The 19,604-nt window shown below is 75.1% G+C and carries 13 protein-coding genes and 1 pseudogene; 5 read left to right on the top strand and 9 right to left on the bottom strand.

Annotated features, from left to right (window positions below):
* Window positions 1-7: 7 nt before the first annotated feature.
* From ABZS66_RS39805 to ABZS66_RS39765, 9 genes are all read right to left on the bottom strand, one after another.
* A complete protein-coding gene (locus ABZS66_RS39805) occupies window positions 8-1,303 on the bottom strand; it encodes a hypothetical protein (RefSeq protein ID WP_354767125.1) in 1,296 nt (431 codons plus the stop codon).
* The gene (locus ABZS66_RS39800) at window positions 1,300-1,914 is read right to left on the bottom strand and encodes a neocarzinostatin apoprotein domain-containing protein (protein WP_354767123.1); all 615 of its coding nucleotides are present in this window, start codon (window positions 1,912-1,914) and stop codon (window positions 1,300-1,302) included. Before ABZS66_RS39800 ends, ABZS66_RS39805 begins: the two co-directional genes overlap by 4 nt.
* Window positions 1,911-4,685: an ATP-binding cassette domain-containing protein gene (locus ABZS66_RS39795; RefSeq protein WP_354767121.1), complete on the bottom strand. Its 2,775-nt coding sequence runs from the start codon at window positions 4,683-4,685 to the stop codon at window positions 1,911-1,913. Before ABZS66_RS39795 ends, ABZS66_RS39800 begins: the two co-directional genes overlap by 4 nt.
* Window positions 4,682-5,407, bottom strand: coding sequence for an ABC transporter ATP-binding protein (locus ABZS66_RS39790; RefSeq protein ID WP_354767119.1), 726 nt, complete (start codon window positions 5,405-5,407; stop codon window positions 4,682-4,684). Before ABZS66_RS39790 ends, ABZS66_RS39795 begins: the two co-directional genes overlap by 4 nt.
* On the bottom strand, window positions 5,397-6,740 hold the full coding sequence (locus ABZS66_RS39785; protein WP_354767117.1) for a hypothetical protein: 1,344 nt from the start codon (window positions 6,738-6,740) through the stop codon (window positions 5,397-5,399). The genes ABZS66_RS39790 and ABZS66_RS39785 overlap by 11 nt, the downstream gene beginning before the upstream one ends.
* Window positions 6,727-7,908: a hypothetical protein gene (locus tag ABZS66_RS39780; protein ID WP_354767115.1), complete on the bottom strand. Its 1,182-nt coding sequence runs from the start codon at window positions 7,906-7,908 to the stop codon at window positions 6,727-6,729. The genes ABZS66_RS39785 and ABZS66_RS39780 overlap by 14 nt, the downstream gene beginning before the upstream one ends.
* Window positions 7,905-8,882, bottom strand: a complete 978-nt coding sequence (locus tag ABZS66_RS39775) for a DUF916 domain-containing protein (RefSeq protein ID WP_354767113.1) — start codon at window positions 8,880-8,882, stop codon at window positions 7,905-7,907. Before ABZS66_RS39775 ends, ABZS66_RS39780 begins: the two co-directional genes overlap by 4 nt.
* A 57-nt stretch (window positions 8,883-8,939) precedes the next feature.
* Entirely contained in the window at window positions 8,940-10,592 is a 1,653-nt protein-coding gene (locus tag ABZS66_RS39770) for a hypothetical protein (protein WP_354767111.1), read from the bottom strand.
* Between the two features lie 531 nt (window positions 10,593-11,123).
* Entirely contained in the window at window positions 11,124-11,861 is a 738-nt protein-coding gene (locus ABZS66_RS39765) for an alpha/beta fold hydrolase (RefSeq protein WP_354767109.1), read from the bottom strand.
* 6 nt (window positions 11,862-11,867) lie between these two features.
* Between ABZS66_RS39765 and ABZS66_RS39760 the strand changes: the two are divergent.
* The 5 genes and pseudogenes from ABZS66_RS39760 to ABZS66_RS39740 all read left to right on the top strand — a co-directional run.
* Window positions 11,868-13,556: pseudogene (locus ABZS66_RS39760) on the top strand (GMC family oxidoreductase); the annotation flags it as partial.
* Window positions 13,557-13,935: 379 nt separating this feature from the next.
* Entirely contained in the window at window positions 13,936-14,574 is a 639-nt protein-coding gene (locus tag ABZS66_RS39755; protein ID WP_354767107.1) for a TetR/AcrR family transcriptional regulator, read from the top strand.
* Window positions 14,575-14,614: 40 nt separating this feature from the next.
* The gene (locus tag ABZS66_RS39750) at window positions 14,615-16,039 is read left to right on the top strand and encodes an NAD(P)/FAD-dependent oxidoreductase (protein WP_354767105.1); all 1,425 of its coding nucleotides are present in this window, start codon (window positions 14,615-14,617) and stop codon (window positions 16,037-16,039) included.
* A 490-nt stretch (window positions 16,040-16,529) separates the two neighbouring features.
* Window positions 16,530-17,498, top strand: a complete 969-nt coding sequence (locus ABZS66_RS39745; protein ID WP_354767103.1) for an alpha/beta hydrolase — start codon at window positions 16,530-16,532, stop codon at window positions 17,496-17,498.
* Between the two features lie 124 nt (window positions 17,499-17,622).
* A partial coding sequence (locus tag ABZS66_RS39740; RefSeq protein ID WP_354767101.1) for an AAA family ATPase occupies window positions 17,623-19,604 on the top strand: 1,982 nt, incomplete at its 3' end.

Here is a 19,604-nt window from a genome sequence, read left to right as displayed (position 1 = left end):
CCGCGGTCTACGGGGCGCCGATCCTGCGCCGGGCCGCCGGGACCACCAGGACCGCGCCCACGCCCAGCAGGAGCAGCGCCGAGCCCCACAGGACCAGCACCGGCAGGCCGCCGTCGCCGCCCGTCTTCGGCAGCGTCGGGGCCGGCTGGCCGGGCGGGGCCGACGACGACCTCACGGTGAACCTGGCGACGATCGTCGTGTCCTTCGGGCTCTCCACCGGGTCGGCGCCGCCGTTGCACTCGGTGTCGACCTGGGGGTGGTCGAAGAGGATGTCGGACACCGTCAGGGTCACCAGGCCCGGTGTCGTCGCGGTGAACTGGCCGGTCAGGCTCGCGCCGGGGACGGTGGCCTGGGGGTCGATCGCGCCGTAGGCGGGGCCCGCCAGCGCGAGCGTGCCGGTCTGGGCGCCGCCGATCTTGATCTTCGCCGTCGGCCGGAGGTCACCGGCCGCGATCGGGGCCGGGCCGTTCCTGCCGCCGTTGTCGAACTTGTACGTCACGGTGACCGTGGCGCCGTAGCCGGGGTTGGCCGGGGACATCGTCAGGGTGTGGGTCGCGGTCCAGTCGCGGATCGTCGACAGGGTCCTGCACTGCATCGTGACCTGCTTCGGGCCGAAGTTCTCCGGCGGGGTCTCGACCTCGGCCGGCGACGTGGAGACCGACGGTGACGGTGACGGGGACGACGGTGACGGCGAGGGCGACGCCGACGGAGAGGGCGACGGGGACAGCGACGGTGACGGCGACGGCGTGCCCGGCGTCGTCACGGTGAGCGTCTCGACGATCGGGGTGGCCACCGGGGACGCCTTGTGGTCGCGGTCGCCGCCGGCCGAGCAGTACGTCGTCGCGGTCGTGTTGGCGAAGACGACCTGCCGGACGGTCAGCGTCACCGTGCCCGCGGCGGTCGGGGTGAAGGTGCCCGTGGCGGTGACCGGGCCGAGCGGCACCTCCGCCGCGCGGTCCGCGGCCGGGTAGTTCGCCTGGTTGAGGGTGACCGTGCCCTCCTGCGCGCCGCTCAGCGCCACGACGACGCGGACGGGGACGGTGCTGGGGCCGAGCGGGACCGGGCCGTTCAGCGGGCCGGCGTCGGCCTTGAACGTCACCGACGCGCTGCCGGCGGACGCCGTCGCGGTCAGCGTGAACGTGTCGTTCCACGTCGTGGGCGACTGGCCCGCGCCGATGTCGCCGAAGTACAGCCGGCAGCCGAGGGACGCCTGGGCCGGGCCGGCCGCGAGGACCGGCACCGCGACACCGAGCACGCCGAGCGACGCGGCCGCGGCGAGCGCGATGCGGCGCGCCGCGCTCATCCGGTCACCGCCCTCGCGCGGCGCCGGCGGGCCGGGAGGACGACGAGCAGGCCGACGCCCAGGAACAGCAGGGCGGTGCCGGCCAGCACGACCACCACCGGCTCGTCGCCGGGGCCGGTCTTCGGCAGCGCGGTCGCCTCCGCCGTGGCGGCCGCGGCCGCGGTGGTCGTGGGTGCGGCCGCGGCGCCGAAGGTCAGCTTGACGGCGACCTTGTTCTTCTCGACCTCGCTGCCGTTGTTGCCCGACGGCAGGATCTGGGCGGCGACGACGCACGTGCGCTGGGTGCAGTCGAAGGTCCCGAACTTCCGGGCCAGCTTGATCGTGACCTGGGGCAGCTTGCCCGACGCGTCGGCGTTGACGAACTGGGCGCCGCCGGCGAGGTTGCAGTCGGTCGGGCCCTTCATGTTCTCGATGCACTGGCCGACGGCGATCTGCTTGAGGTTGGGCGTGAAGCCGCTGCCGTTGACGGTCACCGATGTACCGTCGGCCAGGCCGGTGGTCCTGCTGACGCTGAGCGTCGGCGCGGCCCAGGCGGGCGACGCGCCCAGCGGCACCACAATGCCGAGCGCGGCCACCAGGAGCGCGGCCAGGAGGGCGAGCCGGTGTCTCATCGGGAACTCCTCATCTGGGGGTCGGCGGCGATGACCGGGCCGGACCGGTGCACCGCGGCCTCATCGGTACCGAGGTAGGCCCGCACCACGTCCGGGTGCGCACGGACGGCGTCGGGGGCGCCGTCGGCGATGACCCGCCCGCGGTCCATCGCGACGAGCCGCCCGGCGAGCCGGGACAGCAGCGGCAGGTCGTGCTCGATGATCAGCAGCGTGGTGCCGAGCTCGCGGTGGATGCGCAGCAGCAGGTCGCCGAGGGCGACGCCGTCGGCCTGCGAGACGCCGGAGGACGGCTCGTCGAGCAGCAGCAGGGCCGGTTCGAGGGCGAGGAGGCAGGCGAGCTCGACCATCCGCCGGGTGCCCGTCGACAGCGCCCCGACCTGCGTGTGGGCCACGGCGGACAGGCCCATGAGGTCGATGAGCTCGGCGGCCCGGGCGGCCTTGCGCCGCTCGGCCAGCCCGGCGCCGAGCGCGGAGACGACGAGCCGGCTCGGCGCGGTGCGCTCCCCCGCCGTCATCACCGTCTCCAGGACGGTCATCGTCGCGAACAGCCGGGCGTCCTGGAACGAGCGGACGAGCCCGAGCCTGGCCCGCCGCTCCGGCGAGCACCGGGTCACGTCGCGTCCGGCGAATCCGACGGTACCGCCGTCAGGCCGCACGAACCCCGCCAGGATCTCGAAGAACGTGGTCTTCCCGGCGCCGTTGGGCCCGATGATCCCGACGACCTCCCCGGCCGCGACGTCGAGCGACACACCCGCAACGGCGGTGACGCCCCCGTAGGACTTCGCGACCCCGCGCACCGACAACAGCGGCGTCCCGGGTGCGGGCGCCGGGGTGGTCCGCGGCGGCAGCGCCACGACCGGGGTCGAGTGCCGGCCCGGCGGTGGTCCGGCGGCCACCGCAGGAGCCGCAGGACGGTGCGGCAAGCGGGCCGCGAGCAGGTCCCGGGCCTTGACGAGCAGGCCGCCCAGGCCACCCGGGAGCAGGATCACGACCAGGAGCCAGCCCAGCGTCAGCGCCGCCTGTCCCGGGATGCCGAGCGGCGCGAACGCCGGGATGCCCACGATCGCCAGCGCGCCGAGCAGCGGGCCGCCCAGCAGCGCGATGCCGCCGACCACGGTCAGCGCCACCACGTCGATGCTCGCCGATGCCGGGAAGCTGTTCACCGTGAGCTGGCTCTGGCCGTGGCCGATGACCGCGCCGCCGAGGCCGGCGAGGGCGCCGGCGACCGCGTACGCCTGCAGCTTGCGCAGCGGCGCCGGCACGGTCAGCGCGCGGGCCGCCTCCTCGTTGTCGCGCAGCGCGGTGAGCAGCCGGCCGAAGCCGCCGCGGCGCAGGTTCGCGGTCAGCCACAGCCCGATCCCGAGCATCATCAGCGCGAACAGGTAGTAGTCGGCGGCCACGTCGAGGGTGTAGCCGGCCCAGTCCGGCTTGGGGCTGGGCACGCCCGAGCCGAGCAGCCAGTCGCGCCGCAGCAGGTACGAGGTGGTGGCGAGGGCGAAGGCGAGCGTGGTCACGGCGAGGGCCAGGCCGCGCAGCCGCAGCGCGGGGACGCCGACGAGCGCGGCGGCCAGGGCCGCGGCCGCCGCGCCGCAGACGACGCCGAGGAAGAAGTTGCCGGTGTCCCCGCCGACCCGCACCGAGACGGCGCCGCCGATGCCGGCGAACGCGAACTGGCCCAGCGACAGCTCCCCGGCGACGCCGGTGACGACGAGCACCGACAGGCCGACGAGGGTGAACCCGGCGATGGTGGTGAGGGCCGAGGCGGTCTCGTTGTCGACGACGTACGCCAGGGCCGCGGCCACCGCGAACCCGGCCCCGGCGACGAGCAGCCCGAGGTGGCGTACCGGCCACGGGCCGGTGAGCGGGGCGGCGCCGCCGCGGGTCCAGCCGCGCTCGTCGGCGTCGCGCCGGCTCAGCCGCGGCTGGCGCAGCAGGGCGACGAGAATCGTGGCGCCGAGGACGACCTGCACCAGGCCGGTGCCGCCGGCGTGCGCGAGCAGGAACTGTTCGAGGACACCGATGCCGAGCGACGCGGCGAACGCGATCGGGATCGACGACAGCCGGGCGATCACGGCGCCGGCGAGGCCCTTGAGGAGCAGGTCGGGGCCGAGCGAGTCGATCGACTGGGCGCCCTGCGTCGGGGTGACCAGGATGGCCGAGAACGCGGCGACGCCGCCCGCGACCGCCCAGGCGATGGTCGCCATCCGCGCGGCGGGGACGCCGTCGAGCGTCGCCGCGTCGGGCTGGTCGGCCGCGGCCCGGATCGCCAGCCCGTAGCGGGTGCGCTTGAGGAACAGTGCCAGAGCCGCCAGCAGTACCGGCGTGAGGATCAGCATCGCCGTGAAGGCCGGCCCGACCGGGGTGCGGCCGATGGTGAACGACGGCAGGCCCGGCGGCCGCGGGAAGGTCGCCCCGCTGACCCCCTGCCGGTTCACCAGCAGCGCGACGACGAGGATGAACTGCGACAGGCCCAGGGTGGCGATCATGCCGACGACCCGCGGGCGGTGCCGCAGGCGGCGCACGACGCCGGCCTCGATGCCCGCGCCGACGCCCGCCGCGACCAGCATCGCCGCCGGGAACGCCAGCCAGTACGGCAGGCCCTGGCCGGTGACGAGCCGGCCGAGGACCGCGGCGCCGAAGACGCCGATCGAGCCGTGGGCGAAGTTGACGAAGCGGCTGCTGCGATACACCAGCACCAGGCCTACGGCCAGGAGGGCATAGGTCAGGCCGGTGAAGAGTCCGAGGACGACCCGGTCGAGGACGATGGTCATGCGTGGCCGCCCAGCATCAGGGCCCGGACGAGGTCGGGGCGGTCGGCCAGGCCGGCGGCGGTGTGCTCGGCGACGACGGCGCCCTTCTCCATGAAGTAGAGGCGGTCCACGAGGGACAGTGCGACGTTCACCGACTGCTCGACGACGACGAGCGCGGTGCCGAGCCGGTTGAGCCGGCGCACCAGCTCCAGCAGGCCGCCGACGACGACCGGTGCCAGGCCGAGCGAGAACTCGTCGATGAGCAGCACCCGGGGCCGCTGGATGAGCGTCTTGGCGAGCACCAGCATCTGCCGCTCGCCGCCGGAGAGGGTGGAGGCGAGCTGGTCGCGGCGCTCGTACAGGCGCGGGAAGACGGCGAACGCACCGTCGACCGCGTCGCGCAGGCCGGGGCCGCGCCGGCGCAGCGGGTAGCCGTACATGCGCAGGTTCTCGGTCACGGTGAGCGTGCCGAACGCCTGCTGGCCGACCACTGTGGACAGCCCGAGCCGGACCCTTCTGGCGGCCGGCACGCCGGTGACGTCGCGCCCGCCGAGCAGCACGTGGCCGGCGGCCGGGCGCTGCAGGCCGGACAGCACCCGCAGCAGCGTGGTCTTGCCGACCCCGTTGGGGCCGCAGACGCCGACCATCTCGCCCTCGCCGACGCGCACGTCGACGCCGTAGAGGACCTGCACCGGGCCGTAGCCGGCGTCGATCCCGGTGCAGGACAGCGCGTCAGCCCGCAAAGGGCACCTCCGCACCCTGGTAGGTGAAGCACGTGCAGCCGCCGTCGTAGGCCATCGCGCGGTACCCGTTGGCCGCGGCGAAGCGGTCGGGGCCGAGCAGGCCGGCGAAGCCGGTGGCGGGCACGAACGTCGTGCCGAGCGCGTGGACCGCGGACGACCAGCCGGCGGCGTTGAGGTTCGGCCCGAGGGTCTGCGCACCGGCCTTGAGCAACCGGACCGCGTCGCAGTAGGTGAAGGCGACGCGGGCGTTCTCCCGGGTGGCGAACCGCTCGCCGGCGGCCGCGAAGATGCCGATGCACTCGCGCTCGGCGTCGGTGGCCGGGAACCCGTAGACGCTGTCCGGGACGTCCTGGCTCGGGTTGAAGCCGATACCGACCGCCCCTTCGAGGCCCTCGCGGGGGATGGTCGACGGATTGTTCACCAGGAAGCTGGGGTTGTCGAAGCTGGACAGGGCGTAGCGCGCGGTGAAGCTCTGCGCAGCGGCGACAGTGAGGAAGAACGGCGCCATCCGGGCGCCGCCGAGGAAGAACACCCGGTCGATGCCCTTGGCCCGGAAGTCGACCGCCGCCTGGTTGAGGCCGGCGTTGAGGGTGCCGAGGTCGGTGGTGTCGATCCAGGCGACGGTGGGTGTCACGCCGAGCTGCTGCAGCGCCGGTACCGCGAGCCGCTCGTACGCCGCGCGGTTGGGCGGGGTGTCGGCGGCGACGACCCCGGCGCTGTTCTCCCCGGCGAAGTAGCCCTGCTGGTCGAGGCTACCCAGGAAGGCCCGCACGAACTCGTCGTAGTCGGGGTAACTGGCGGACCAGAGGTACGGGGAGAGCCTGGTGAAGGTGTCGTGGTCGTCGGCGACCAGGGTGGCGTCGAGCACCAGCGTGCGGCGCTGGGCGTAGCAGGGGCGGGCGTTGGCCTGGAACTGCCCGGTCAGGACGACGGCGAACGCCTTGTCGTCCTGGGTGATCTGGTTGCAGAGCCGCTCCTCGGCGGCGGGCGAGTCGTCGGAGGCCTCGTAGTTGCGGTAGACCGCGGTCATCTTCCGCCCGGCGATGCCGCCGTTGGCGTTGACCCACGCCTCCAGGGCCTTGGCCTGCTTGGCGCCGTCGCCGGCGTCGGCGGTCCGGAAGCCGGTGATGCTCGACGTGGAGCGCAGGTCGACGCCGACGAACACGACCTTCACCGAGTCGGCGGTGACGCCGGGCCCAGGGCCCGAGGTGCTGCCCTGGTCGGCCTTGTCCCGCGCGCCGGGCATCACGGCCGAGCAGCCGGCGAACGCGACGACGGCGAGGACCGCCGCCGCGGTCGCGCGCACGAGGAGTGACGGGTCAGCGATCCGCACGCCAGAACCTCCACTTGGTCTGCCTGGCCGGTGTGTTCAGGACTTCGTCGAGGGCCGTCAGGTCGACGACCGCGGTGTCCCTGGTCCGTGGGTCGTCGGCGGTGCCGAGCACCCGGTCGAGCGCGGCCAGGTCGACGACCGCGGTGTGCGGGCCGGCGTCGGGGTCGGCCAGCAGCTCCCGCAGGGTCGCCGCGCTGACCTGGGCGCCGGCCTGCCGGCGCAGCCGCCGCACGCCGGGGGCGTCGTCGAAGACGAGGACCGCGCCGAGGGACGGCACCCGCACGACGGGCGGCAGCAGGAACGGGTCGTCGCCCGCCGGGAGCGGCTGCCGCCCGCCCCCGGCCCGGTAGAACCTGATCCGGCGGTAGGCGCCGAACACGATGAGCGCGACGCCGACGACGTTGAGGGCGACGAGCCCCCACGGGTAGGCGTCGTACGGCACCGAGGCGGCGCCGAGGCCGGCGATGTCGGCGTGCACCTGGTAGCGGCCGAACGCGGCGAACGGGACGGTCACCGGCGCGCGCAGCTCGCGGGTCTCGCCCGGGCGCAGCTCCCCGGACGGCGGGGCCGGGGCCGGGTCGCCGCCGCCTCCCGGGCCTCCTCTGCCGACCCGCACGTTGAACGGCAGGTCGCGCAGGGTCTGGGCGCCGGGGTTGCGGACCTGGTACACCAGGGTCCGGTCGGCCTCGGCGCCGAACCACTCGGTCCACCGCGGGCGGCCGTCGAGCCGGACGCTGACGACCTCGAGCCGGGACACGGTCGCGCCGGCCTGCGGCACCGGCCCGGTGGCGTGGCCGGGGACGGCGAGCGGGACGTCGACGTGCCCGGCGACGCCGGTGCCGACCATCGCCACGTGGATGACGCACGGGCAGGGGCGGGGTGGGTCACCGACGCGCAGCTGGACGCTGAACGTGCCGTCGTCGCGGACCGGGGTCGCGAGGGCCAGGCGCATGTCGCACGCGCCGGAGCCGGTCAGCGCGAGCTCGCCGCAGGTGACCAGCTGGAGCAGCTGGCCGGCGGGCCAGCCGCTGCCGCGCACGGTGACGGTGTCGCCGGCGCGGGCCTCGGGCACGCTGACGGTGGCGTCCAGGCCGTCGGCCGCAGCGGGGCGCGCCGCGGCCGCCAGCAGGATCGCCAGCCCGCACAGGACGGTCAGGGTGCGCCTCATCCGGCCGCCACGGGATCGCTGCGGCGGCGGCGCGCGACGACCCTGACGGCCTTCGCGCGGCGCCGGCGGTACCAGATGAGCCAGCCGGCACCGGCGAGGAGGAGGCCGACGACGGGCCAGCTCACCACGAAGGTCCGGTCGGTGGCGGTCGACGTGACGCCACCGTCGGCGACCGCCGTGACCCGGGTGGTGACGATGTCGAACGGCCAGACGCCGTCGACGGTGCCGCTCAGCTCGGTCCGCGCGCCCGGGAGCAGGTCGACCTGCGGGACCGTGGTGCGCCGGCGGACCGCGTGGCCGAAGAGCCCGGTCACCGTCACGGTGATCTTCGGCGGCAGGTGCAGGTTGCCGGTGTTGGTCACCACGCAGGCCCAGCCACCCTCCACAGTGGACGGCAGCCAGGGCGTGGCGTGGCGCAGGCGTACGCCGGTGACCGAGAGGCCGGGCACGGCGGGGCCGCTGACGCGCAGATAGACGCGGGCCGCGACGGCGCGGCGCACGGTGACGTCGACGCCGCCCTGCTTCGTCGTCGCGCCGGGCTGCTCCTCCATCGCGACGATGCCGCCGACGTGGTCGCCGGGGCTCGCGTTGGCCGGCACGGTGATGACGAACGGGATGTCGACCCGGGTCTTCGCCGGGACGTTGACGGTGACGGCGCCGACCTGGGTCCAGGCGCCGATGTCGGTCTGCTGCTGGTCCTGGGTGCGCAGGCCGAAGCCGCCGTCGCGGGGGGTGTTGTAGGCGTCGGCGCCGTACATGCGGAACACCCGCGGGTGGTCGGCGAGGTTGGCGACGCGCACCGAGTCCTGCACGGAGGTGCCGGGGGCGGACTCCAGGAAGAAGTACTGCCGGGGCGCCGGGCCGGCGTCGGCCGGTGGCGTGGGCGCGACGGACCACTCGCCGTTGTCGGCGGCGTAGGCGGCGCCCGGCCACATGACCAGTGCGATCACGACCAGTGCCAGCTTCGTGCGCATGTCGCCTCCTCGGCGTGGTTGAGGTGGGGGCCCGGCAGGACCCCCACCCCGGTCTGGTCAGCTCAGCGTGATCGTGAGCGTGGCCGAGTAGCTGCCGGCCAGCTGGAAGGCCGGGACCTGCAGGTTGAGCGCCGCGGCGGCGTCGAAGCTGCCACCGGTGCCGGCGGCGTTGGCCGGCGCCGAGCACAGGGTCGAGCCGTCGACCGCACCGGCGGAGCCGGCCGTGGCGGTGACCGCGTTGGTGAAGCCCGCGGTGGCCGTGCACGTCGGCGTCCAGGTGAGGTTCGCCTTCGGGATGGTGCCGCCCGGGGTACCGGTGAAGTCGCTCACCGAGCCGACGAGGCTCCAGCCGAAGGTGGTACCGCGGAAGTCCGTCACGGTGATCGGCGCGAGCGCGCCGGTGCCGTTCTGGACGGTGCCGTTGAGCGTGACCCCGCTCAGCGGCACGTTGCCCGAGCCGGCGGCGCGCGACATCGCGAGGTTGCCCGCCGTCACCGTCTGGGACAGGTTGTAGGTGAGGTTGCAGGAGCCGGTGGTCGCCGCGCCGGCCTTCGCCACGCAGGAGTCGGCCGAGGCCGTCCAGGTGGCGACGGCGAACAGCGTGCTCGGGCCCGCGCCCGAGGAAGCGCCGATGTACGCCGTGGTCGGGTCGTTGACCGTGAACGAGGCGGTGACCGCCCCGGTCGCGGTCGCGGTCGCGGTGACCGCCGCGTCAGCCGTCGCCGGGGGCGGCGGCGCACCCGCCTGGTAGCCCCGGACGGTGACCGTGCTGCCCGGGTTCCAGTTGGTGCCGGTGACCGCCACCGCGGTGCCCGCCCCGCCACCACTGGGCGTGATGGAGATGGCCGGGGCGCCGAGGATGGTGATCGGCCGGGTGACGGTGTTGGTGCCGTCGGAGACCGACAGCGTCCGGGCGCCGGTCGTGGCGCCGGACGGGACGACCAGCGTGCCGGTGCCGGCGCCGGTGGCGTCGGTGGTGCCGGTGCCGCTGCCTTCGCCCGTGCCGTTGCCGCCGGCGTCCTTCAACGTCGCGGTGAGGCCGGCGCTGGACGCCATCCCCGACACCGAGAAGTTGATGGTGTTGCCGGCCCGGGCCGCGTTCGTGACGGTCTGGCCGGTGATGGAGGTGATGGTGGTCCCGCCACCGAACACGCTGAAGCTCTCGACGATCGTGCTCGCCTCCGGCGCCGCCTTGTGGTCGCGGTCGCCGGCGTTCGAGCAGTAGGTCTTGGCGGTCGAGTTGTTGAACTGGACCTGCGTGACGGTGAGCGTGGCGGCGCCCGTCCCCCCGGCGACGTACGTGCCGGTGGCGGTGATCGGGCCGAGCGGGGCGCTTGCGGGCGCCGCGGCCGCCGGGTAGGTGGCCATGTTGAGCGTGACGGTCCCGGACTGGGAGCCGCCCAGCGCAAGCTTGACCGCGACCGGCACGTCACCCGCATTGAGCGGGACGGGGCCGTTGTTGGGCCCCGCCACGGCGGTGAAGGTGACCGTGACGGTCTGCCCGGGCGCCGGTGTGGCCGGCGTCTGGGTGAGGGCGAACGTGTCGTTCCACGTCGTCGGCGAGGTGCCCGTCCCGGCGTCGCTGAAGTAGATGCGACATCCGAGCGTGTTCGCCGTCGGCCCGTACGCCTGGGCGGTCGCGCCGCCGAAGGCGATGGCCGCGGTGAGCCCTAGGGCTCCGGCCACGGCCAATCTGGAGTGGGTTCCCATCGCTTCCTCTCTGGTGGTGGAACCGCAGCGGGCTGGCCACCGATCAGCCGGGCTGTTTCGCAGAGTGGAACGGCGTTTCTTCGGTGGTAACGTCATTAAGGCGTCACGAGGTCGCGTTGTCAACCGTCCGGTCAGGCGTTGTTGGGTTTCGCCGCGACCTCGTTACGACGGCGACACATGCGCCCCCGCGCCGGCCCGGGCCGGTCCGGGGCCGACCGGGGGCCGGGCCACGCGCTCGGGCCTACGGCCAGGCCTCAAACCCACGCCTCACACCTGGGCCCCGCTGCGGCCCCCGCGCCCGCGCCTCACGTCCGCACCCCGGTGGCCAGGCCCCGCGCCCGCGCCCAGCGGCCAGGCCTCGCGCCCGCACGTCACGCCCCCGCCTCGCACCCGCGCCTGGCGCCCAGACCTCGCGCCCGCACCCCACGGGTCAGGCCTCGCGCGCTCGCCTCACATCCGCGCCTCACGCGCGGGCCTCATGCGCGCCGAGGTGACCGTGGAAACGATCTGCCAAGACGTTCCACGGCCGACTCAGGCCGTGAAGCCGGCGGTCTCCCTGATGAGGCGGGCCGTTCCCGCCGGGTCGTCCGCGAACGGCAGGTGGCCGCAGCCGGGCAGCCGCTCGTGGCGGGCGGACGGCAGGATGCGACGGGCACGGCGGGCCTGGTACGCCGGGAGGATCGCGTCGCGGCTGCCCCAGGCGATCGTCACCGGAATGCCCGGCAGGGCGCCCGGGTCCCCGAAGCGGTGGTGGGCGAAGGCGGCCCTGGCGGCGGCGAAGCCGGGAGCGGCGGCGAGGGCGGCCGCGTCGTCCACGCCCTCCGCCGGGTCGACGCGGGTCGGGTGGCCGAAGAAAAGGCCGTACAGCGCGACGCGGCCGGCCCTCGTCCCCGACAGGCCCGGCAAAGCCGGACGAAACGACCGGGCCAGGACCCGTGCACCCGTCACGGAAACCTGGCACCAGCGGCGGGACAGCGGGCCCCAGAAGCCGATCGGGCTGAACGCGGTGACCGACCGGGCGAAGCCGCGCCGGCCGAGCTCCAGGGCGACGCCGCCGCCCATCGAACTGCCGGCGACGTGGCACGGCCCGCCCGCGAGGTCCTCCACCCAGTCCGCGAACCAAGGCACGTCGGCACCGTCGCCCGAGGGTGCCGCACCGAACCCCGGGAAGTCCAGGGCGAGCACGTCGAAGTGCGCCTCGAGGGCGGGCAGCACGGGGCGCCACAGCTGCCGGCGGCTGCCGATGCCGTGCAGCAGGACCAGGCGCATGCCCGCATGGTACTTGTTGACAGCCCGACAACAACCCGGCACCGTGACTGGGTGACCAGCGACTACGACGTCGTCGTCATCGGGTCGGGCTTCGGGGGCAGCGTCGCGGCGCTGCGCCTCACCGAGAAGGGCTACCGCGTCGGCGTGCTGGAGGCCGGGCGGCGCTTCGCCGACGACGAGTTCGCCAAGACCTCCTGGCGGCTGCGCGACTACCTCTACGCGCCCGCGCTCGGCTGCCACGGCATCCTGCGGATGACGCTGCTCCCCCACGCCCTGGTGCTGTCGGGCGCCGGCGTCGGCGGGGGCTCCCTCGGGTACGCGAACACGCTGTACCGGCCGCCGGACATCTTCTTCGAGGACGCCCGGTGGGCGGGCATCACCGACTGGAAGGCCGAGCTCGACCCGCACTACGACCAGGCGAGCCGGATGCTCGGGGTGACGGTCAACCCGGTCACGACCCGCGCCGACGAGGTCCTGCTGGCGGTCGCGACGGACCTGGGCGTCGCCCACACCTACCGCCCGACCCCGGTGGGCGTCCACATCACCGAACGCCCCGGGGAGACTTCGCCCGACCCGTACTTCGGCGGCGCCGGCCCCGACCGCACCAGTTGCACGTTCTGCGGCGCCTGCATGACCGGCTGCCGGGTCGGCGCGAAGAACACGACGGTCAAGAATTACCTGTACCTCGCCGAGCGGGCGGGCGCGACGGTCCACGAGCGCACCACCGTCACCGACCTGGCCCCCGGCCCGGACGGCCGCTGGACGGTGCGCACCCGCCGGGGGACGTTCACCGCGGACCAGGTCGTGCTCGCCGCCGGCGCCGTCGGCACCCAGCGGCTGCTGCACCACATGCGCCGCCGCGGCCGCCTGCCGTACCTCTCGGACCGCCTCGGCAAGCTCAGCCGCACCAACTCCGAGTCGATCCTGGGCCCGCGCGCCCGCCGCCGGGATGCCGACTTCAGCCACGGCGTGGCGATCACGTCGTCGATCCACCCGGACGCCGACACGCACATCGAGCCGGTACGGTACGGGCCGGGCAGCAACCTCCTGGGCCTGATGGCCGCCGTGCTCGTCGACGACACCGGCCGGACCCCGCGCTGGCTGGCGGGCCTGGGCCGGACCCTGGCAGGCTGGCGGGACTGGCCCCGGCTGTTCTGGGTACGCCGCTGGTCGCAGCAGACGATCGTCCTGCTCGCGATGCAGCCGAAGGACAACTCGATCACGGTCCGCGCACGGCGGGGGCCGTTCGGCGGGCAGCGGCTCACCAGCGGCCCGGGCGAGGGCGAGCCCAACCCGGTCTTCGTGCCCGTCGCCCACGAGGTCGCCCGCCGGGTCGCCGAGAAGATCGACGGTGTACCCCTGGGCGCCGTCACCGAGCTGGTCAACCGCCCGGTGACCGGCCACTTCATCGGCGGCGCGACGATCGGCGCCGACCCGGCGACGGGCGTCGTCGACCCGTACCACCGCGTCTTCGGCCACCCCGGCCTGCACGTCGTCGACGGCTCGGCGATCACGGCCAACCTGGGCGTCAACCCGTCGCTGACGATCTGCGCGCTGGCCGAGCGGGCGCTGTCGCTGTGGCCGAACCGGGGCGAGCCGGACCCGCGGCCGCCCCTGGGCGGGCCGTACGAGCGGCTCGCCCCGGTCGCGCCCCACCACCCGGCCGTCCCGGAGGGCGCCCCCGGCGAACTCCGCACGCCCCACCACCCGGCCGTCCCGGAGGGCGCCCCCGGCGAACTCCGCACGCCCCGGCAGCCCGCCGCCCCTCCCGCCGCGATCGGGAAGCGCCCCGAGCCTCCCGGCCACGCAGCCACCCAGCCCAGCAAGAGCGCCGCACCGCCACACCACCCGGCCGCACCTCCGGCCACGATCGGGAAGCGCCCCGAGCCTCCCGGCAACCCCAGCGCCCAGCCCAGCGAGAGCGCCACGCCACCACACCACCCGACCGCCCCTCCCGCCGCGCCTGAGAAGCGCCCCGCCGCGCCGGGCGGCGAGAGCGCCGCGTACCGCCCGCGTACCGTCACACCGCCTGGCGTGCCCCGGACGGAGCCGGCGGGCGGCGATAATGGCTGACATGCATGCGATCGGCGAGCTCGCGCCGCGCGGGCGGCGGCTGGAGCCCGACGAGCGGCGCGAGCAGATCCTGTCCTGCGCGGTGCGGCTGTTCGGGGAGCGGCCCTACGCGGAGGTGTCCACGACCGACATCGCCAACGCGGCCGGGGTCGCGCGCGGGCTGATCAACCACTACTTCGGCACCAAGAAGGGGCTCTTCATCGAGGCCGTCCGGGTGCTCGTGACCATCCCCGAGGTGGCCGTCGAGCAACTGCCCGAGGGCGACCTCGCGACCCGGGTCGACGCGAGCGTCACCTGGTTCCTCGACGTCGTCTCGCGGCACAGCACGTCCTGGCTGGCGGCCGTCGACGGCGGCGGGGTCGGGCGGGACCCGGACATCCAGCGGGTGCTCGCCGAGGCCGACGAGATCGCGGCCGAGAGCATCCTGGTCGCGGTCGGGCTGGCCGGCGTCCGGCGGCATCGGGAGCAGTTACGGGCGATGATCCGGGCGTATTGCGGGTTGGCCAAGGCGACCGCGCGCGAGTGGCTGGAGCGCGGCGCGCTCGACCGTGCGCAGGTCCACACCCTGCTCGCGACGACGCTCATCACGCTGGTCGAGCAGGTGTTCCCGACGCTGGGGGCCCCGCGCCGGCGTCGCTGAGCCTATTGGCCGCCCGCCAATTACCTGTTAGGTTCCGGCCGTGACGAGCGTGGCGATCATCGGGGCGGGCTTCGGCGGGATCGCCGCGGCCCACCTGCTGCGGCGCGCCGGGTTCACCGACGTGACCGTCTTCGAGAAGGCGGGCGACGTCGGCGGCGTGTGGCGTGACAACACCTACCCGGGCTGCGCGTGCGACATCCCCGCCCCGCTGTACTCGTTCTCGTTCGCGCTCAACCCCGACTGGTCGCAGCGGTTCCCGCCGCAGCCGGAGATCCTCGAGTACCTGCGCCGCTGCGTGCGCGACCTCGGCCTGGAGCCGCACCTGCGCCTCGACGCCGAGGTCGTCGCGGCGGCCTGGACCGGCACCGCCTGGCGGCTCACGCTCGCCGACGGCAGCACGGCGGAGTTCGACGTGCTCGTGCCCGCGACCGGCCAGCTGTCCAAGCCGGTCCTGCCGGCGATCCCCGGCGCCGACGACTTCGCCGGCCGGGTCACCCACACCGCCGGCTGGGACCCGGCGATCGACGTCACCGGCCGGCGCGTCGGGGTCATCGGCACGGGGGCCAGCGCCATCCAGCTGGTGCCCGCGATCGCCGGCCGGGCCGCGCGCGTCACCGTGTTCCAGCGCACCGCGCCCTGGACGCTGCCGAAGCCGAACCGGCGGTACGGCCGGATCCGCCGCACCGTCAACCGGCACGTCCCCGGCGTGATGCGCGCCGCCCGCGCCGGCACCTGGCTGCTCACGGTGGTCACCGGCCGCGCCGTCCTGGGCCGCCCGCTGTCGAGGCGCCTGGTCCACGCCGTCTCGACGCTGCAGCGGTACTGGCAGGCGGGCCGGCTGCGGGACAGCGTCACGCCCGACTACGCGATGGGCTGCAAGCGGGTCCTGTTCACCGGCGACTGGTACCGCGCCCTGCGCGCCCCGCACGTCAACCTGGTCACCGGCGACGTCCTGCGGATCACGGGCGCCGGCGTGCACACGGTCGACGGCGCGGTCCACGACTGCGACCTGCTGGTCTACGCGACCGGCTTCGCCGCGACGGAGTTCCTGACCCCGCTGCGCGTCACCGGCCGCGACGGCCGCGAGCTCGCGGACGAGTGGCGCGACGGCGCCTACGCCCACCTGGGCATCACCGTGCCCGGCTTCCCGAACATGTTCCTGATGTACGGCCCGAACACCAACACCGGCAACACCTCGGTCGTCTACTTCCACGAGTCCCAGGCGCGGTACATCGTCCAGGCCGTGCGGGCGGTCGCGGCGCGGGGCCCGCTGGAGGTCCGGCCGGAGGTCGCGGCGTCGTTCGACGCCGAGATGCAGCACCGCCTGACGGGCAGCGTCTGGACGGGCTGCTCCAACTGGTACCGCACCGGCACCGGCCGGGTGGTCACCAACTGGCCGGGCCCGGCCGCGGAGTACCGGGCGCGCACGGCCCGCCTGGCGCTCACCGACTACACGCCGGCCTGAGCCGCCGCACCCGCCCGTGGCGCAACCCCACGACCCCGGCCAGTCGCGGGGTTCGCGCCCGATCCGGCCACGCACCGCCCGCGCCGGGGTCACCATGATCACGAAGAGTTCTCGCACCCGGGGGTACGGAAACTCTTCGTGATCATGCGGCAGCGCGCACCGACACGGACGTTGGCCGCGGCAGCGCGCACCGACACCGACGTTGGCCGCGGCAGCGCGCACCGACACCGACGTTGGCCGCGCCCGCCCGCACAGCGCCCTCGCAACCCGCGCCGCCCACCCTGCAGCGCCGAGCGCGGCCCGCACCCCGCCGGCAAGCCACGGGTGCGCCCCGGGCTCCCGGTCCACACCGCCCGCGGAGCCGGCCGAAGGCCCCCCGGTTTCACCAATGGCAGTCGATGCCTCTTGACAGCCTGCCAACAACGATGCGTGAATTTCCATTAAGGAAACGGCGTATCACTCAGCGATACACGTCAGGAGGCTGTATCCGATGTTCGCCAAGCGCGTCTCCGCTCTCGCCGCCGCCCTCACCGTCACCGCCGCCCTCACCCTGCCCGGCACCGCCCACGCGGCGCCGGCCTGGACGCAGGTCAGCTCCACGGTCGACGTCAAGTGCGCGGCGTTCACGTACCACCCGGCCGCGGACTGGTTCTTCCCGGCCACCACCAGCCCCAAGGGCCTGGTCTACCTCCAGCACGGCTTCTCCCGCTCCAACGGCAACCTGGCCGACCTGGCCGAGCACTACGCGACCGCGGGCTTCGTGGTCTTCGCCCCCACCCTGCCGTCGGCCGACATCTTCGGCTGCACGGTGAACAACATCGGCAACAACACGCCGTTCCTCAACAACGTCGCGGCCCTGCTCGGCGACGCGGGCAACGCCAACGGCGCGCTCGCCCGCAGCTACGCCACGGCCGCCGCCACGGCCGGGCGGTCCGGCACCTCGCTGCCCACCAGGTACGTCATCGCCGGGCACTCCGCCGGCGGTGAGGCCGTTGCGTACATCGCGAACCGGCTGCGCACCACGTACCCGTCCCAGTTCGTCCGGGTCAAGCTCGTCCAGCTGCTCGACCCGGTGAAGTCGCCCGTCGGCTCCAACCTCGCCACCGGGCTCAACGGCCTCAACCCGACGAGCGTGCCGGTGTACGCGATCTCGTCCCCGCCGTACCTCGCCAACAGCTTCGGCAACGGCACGACCGAGCTCGTCAATGACCTGGACCGGCCGTTCCTCGGGGTCCGGCTCACCACCGGCTCGCACTGCGACGCCGAGGGCGCCAGCACCGACGGCCTGTGCACGGTCCTGAACGGCAGCTCCCAGCCGCAGAACGTGGCGGCGCTGCAGACCTTCGCGGTGGCCTGGGCGGTCGACGCGGCCGACGGCACCACGACGGCCACGTACTACCCCGGCGGCACGTACTACCAGTCGCTGCTCACCAGCGGCGTCACCGAGACGCTGTCCTGAACGCGGGAGGCGGCGTCCGGCCCCGGTGGACGGACGCCGCCTTCCAGCGCACCGAGTCGGGAACCAGCGGCCAACCGTCATGCAGCCGACGGAACAGGCGGCCGGTCGCGCCTATGGTCGGGCGGTGAAGGTCGCTGTGCTGGGTCCGGTCGAGGTCGTCGACGCCGATGAGCCCGTCGACGCCGGCGCCCCCAAGCAGCGGGCCGTGCTCGCCGCGCTGGCGCTGCACCGGCCGCGGGCCGTGGCCGTCGACGCGCTCGTCGACCTGCTCTGGGGTGACCACCCGCCGCCGTCGCCGCTGTCGTCCCTGCACGGGTACATCGCCGGGCTGCGGCGGGTCGTCGAGCCCGGCCGGGCCGCCCGCGGACGGCCGTCGGTGCTGGTGACGGTGCCGCCCGGGTACGCGCTGCGGCTCGCCGACGACGACGTCGACGCCGACCGGTTCGCGGCCACGGTCGACGCGGCCCACCGCCGCCTGACCCCGGGCAACGGTGACCTGCCCAGGGTGCCCGAGGGCCTGGACCGGGCCGAGCTCGACGCCATCGCGTCCCGGCTCAGCGGCGCGCTCGCGCTCTGGCGGGGCACCCCGTACCTGGAGCTGGACGAGGCCGAGGCCGCCGTCGCCGAGCGGGCCCGGCTGGCCGAGCTGCGGCTGGTCGCCATCGAGGACCTCGCGCTGGTGCGCCTGGAGCTGGGCGAGCCGGCGACCGTGGCCGCCGCCCTGGAGGCCGAGGCGCGCCGGCACCCGCTGCGGGAGCGGCTGTGGGCGCTGCTGGCCCTGGCGCTCGGCCGGGCCGGCCGGCAGGCCGAGGCGATCGACGCGCTCCAGGCCATCCGGCGGGTGCTCGCCGACGAGCTGGGCGTCGACCCGGGCGCGACGCTGCGGGCGGTCGAGCTCGCGGTACTGCGGCAGGACCTCCCGACCACGCACACGCCGGACCCGGCACCCCGCGAGCGGCCCACGGCCGCGGACCCGCGCGACTGGCCCCTCGCCGGCCGCGACGCCGAGCTGGCCGCCCTGACCGGCCTGCTCGCCGAGGCGCGGGCCGGGCACACCCGGTTCGCGCTGCTCACCGGCGAGCCGGGGATCGGCAAGTCGCGGCTCACCGCCGAGCTGGCCCGGCACGCGACCGGGTTCGCGGTGCTCACCGGGCGCTGCTCGGAGGACGAGGGCGCGCCCCCGTTCTGGCCGTGGACCGGCGTCCTGCGCGACCTGGCGGCGGCGCTCGGCCCCGGCACCGTGCGGGAGCTGGCCGGCCCGGACGCCGACGTGCTGCCCGGCGTGACCGGCCCGGCCGTCAAGCCGGTGTCGGTCGACGCCGAGCGGTTCCGGGTGTTCGACGCCGTGGCCCGGCTGCTCACCGCGGCCGCCGCCCGCACGCCGCTGCTGGTCGTCCTCGACGACCTGCACTGGGCCGACCCCTCGTCGCTGCGCCTGGTACGGCACCTCACCGAGCACCTGCCCGAGACCCGGCTCGTCCTGGCCGTCACCCGCCGCCTGCACCCGGAGCCCGCGGGGGCGCTCGCCGAGGCCGGCGTCGGGCTGGTCCGCCGGCAGGCGCTGCGCCTGGACCTGACCGGCCTGTCGGTCGACGGCGTCGGCGCGCTCATGCGCACCGTCACCGGGGCGGCCGACGAGGCCGCGGCGCTGCGCGAGCGGACCGACGGCAACCCGTTCTTCCTGGTCGAGTTGCTGCGCTTCGAAAAAGGGGCCGGCGACATCCCGGCCGCGGTCACCGACGTGCTGGCCCGGCGGGTCGCCCGGCTGCCGGCGGCGACCGGCGAGCTGCTGCGCTGCGCGGCGGTCGTCGGCCGGGAGTACGACCTCGACGTGCTCGCCGCGGCCGCCGGCGCCGACCCCGACACCGTCCTCGACGACGTCGACCCGGCCGTGGCCGCCGGGATCGTGGTCGAGGACGCCGCCTCCGGCCGGTTCCGGTTCGCGCACGCGCTGGTCCGCGACGTCGTGTACCGGGCGCAGCCGGCCGCCCGCCGCACCCGCCGGCACGCGACGGTCGCCCGGGTCCTCGACGGCACCGGCCGGCTGTCCGAGGCGGCGCGGCACTGGCTGGCCGCCGGACCGGCGCACGCCGGGGTGGCCTGGCG

Origin of the sequence: Dactylosporangium sp. NPDC005572, assembly GCF_040605515.1 — a bacterium.
Classification (GTDB): domain Bacteria; phylum Actinomycetota; class Actinomycetes; order Mycobacteriales; family Micromonosporaceae; genus Dactylosporangium.
Note: the sequence above shows the minus strand (reverse complement) of the source record. Positions and strands in the feature narration are given on the sequence as shown.